The sequence below is a fragment of the Dietzia papillomatosis NBRC 105045 genome, from assembly GCF_001570845.1.
Taxonomy (GTDB): Bacteria; Actinomycetota; Actinomycetes; order Mycobacteriales; family Mycobacteriaceae; genus Dietzia; species Dietzia cinnamea.
Map to the genome: position 1 here is coordinate 1 of NZ_BCSL01000093.1, position 1,836 is coordinate 1,836.

General features: G+C 68.3%; 1 protein-coding gene. It reads right to left on the reverse strand.

All coding sequences use genetic code 11. The features are described 5' to 3' along the window. Positions 1-177: 177 nt before the first annotated feature. The gene (locus DPA01S_RS15880; protein ID WP_061917886.1) at positions 178-1,767 is read right to left on the reverse strand and encodes an IS1182 family transposase; all 1,590 of its coding nucleotides are present in this window, start codon (positions 1,765-1,767) and stop codon (positions 178-180) included. Positions 1,768-1,836 lie beyond the last annotated feature (69 nt).

The window sequence follows — 1,836 nt, forward strand, 5'->3', positions numbered from 1 at the left end:
CTAGGAGACTGCTGAACAAGCTGCGATCCTGGCACGCCCGGTGTGCGTGAGGGTCCGGTTGGCCGTCGCGCGGAGTGTGGGGCTTGAGATTTCTGGGTTCGGCGAAAGGTTCGTGGCGCCCACCGCGGGTTGTTCGAGCCTCTGCTGGGGCGGGAATGCCTGGCCCCGGCCCGCTGATCAGGCCAGGGCCCAGGTTCCGTTCTGGTTGGTCAGTCCCATGGCGAGTAGTCGGCGCAGGTTGAGGGCGGCAACGCGGTGGTGGAGCCAGGTGTTGTTCTTCTCGACCCCGCGGTACGGCACACGCCGAGCGCCTCGGGTCAGCCAGGCGATCGAGCGTTCCACCATCGGTCGGTGCTGGCGGTACACGGTCTTGAAGTCCTCATCGCCGGCCCGCTGGCGGTGCTGGCGTTGCAGCAGGTGGTGCTCGCCGAGCACCACTTTGCGCCCCGTGGCTGAGGTAGTGCACCGCTGACGCAGCGGGCAGCCACGACACGCCGCCCCGAAGGTGGCATTGCCCTTGGCAGAGAGGCCACGGGTGATGTTGGCGGGGCAGGTCAGGGTGCCCGCCACGGCGTCGAAGGTGAAGTCATCCAGGGTGAACCCGCCCTCGACCGCGGGCCGTAGCGGCCACGGCTTGACCAGGGGCAGCCACTGCTTGCCGGCCAGGGTGTGCAGCATGTCGCCGCTGGCATAGGCCGAATCGCCGAGCACCTCGACCTGCTCACCGTCATCGACGGTGGGATCGGCGGTGACCAGCCCCGCACCGACCGCGGCATCGGAATTGCTGGGTCCGTTGGGTTTGGTCAGGGCGCACATCGTGGTCAGGCCGGTATCGGGCTCGACGACGATGTGGGCCTTGAACCCGTCTTGGCGGCGCTGCCGGGTCTTGTGGGCGTGGCGGGCATCGGGGTCCACGGTGGAGATCACCCGATCCGGCGCCGTGCGGCGGGCGATGCGCCACCGCCCGTCGGTGCCGTCTGAATCCTCAGCCGGTTCGACGTCCTGCCCTGCCACCAGCGCCAGTAGCGCCACCGCTTCGGCCGGCTTGCCACCGGCGGCGGTGATCGCCTCGACATCTAGTGCCGCCAACAGCGCCAGCGCGTCTGCGACCAGGGCGGAGACCAACTCGTCTCGGGCGGCCTGGTCATCCCAGGCGATGCGCGGCTTACCCGACGCGATGTAGTCCTGCCCGCACACCGCCGCCAACCGGGTGCACTCGGTGGCGATCAACTCCTTCGCCCCGGGCACCTCGCGGCCCACCCGGCGGATCTGGGCGATCAGCTGGGTGATCGTGTCCTGGCGGGCCACCGCGTCATCCAAAACCGTTGAATCCAGCGCCCGGCGGGTCTTGGCCTTGACCGCACCGGTCTCGGCGATGACCTGACGCACCACCTCGAAGATCCGCTGCGGCCGCTCACTGGCCGCCAGGCGGCGTCGCCAATAGGTCAACGTCGACGAGTTGAAACCCTTCGCATCGACCGGATACCCGCAGGCGGCCTTCCACCGCAGGTCAAACGTCAGCGCGTCGACCGCCTCCCGATCGGAGTGCCCGAACAGTGCTTGCAGCACGATGACCGAGGCGATCACCTCACCCGGGATCGAGGGCCGGCCCCGCCCCGAGGGAAACAGATCCGCGAACAACTCGTCCGGGAACAACCGGTCACGATGCTCGGCCAGCAACGCGAACACGCTGCCGGGCTCGAGAAGATGCCCCGCCACCGACTCCACATCCAACAACTCACGCTGCCGATCCGACTCACCCTGCATGACCCACATCATTTCAGGGCCACCCCAACCCCGCGGGCCGTACACGCACTTTGTTCAGCAGTCTCCTAG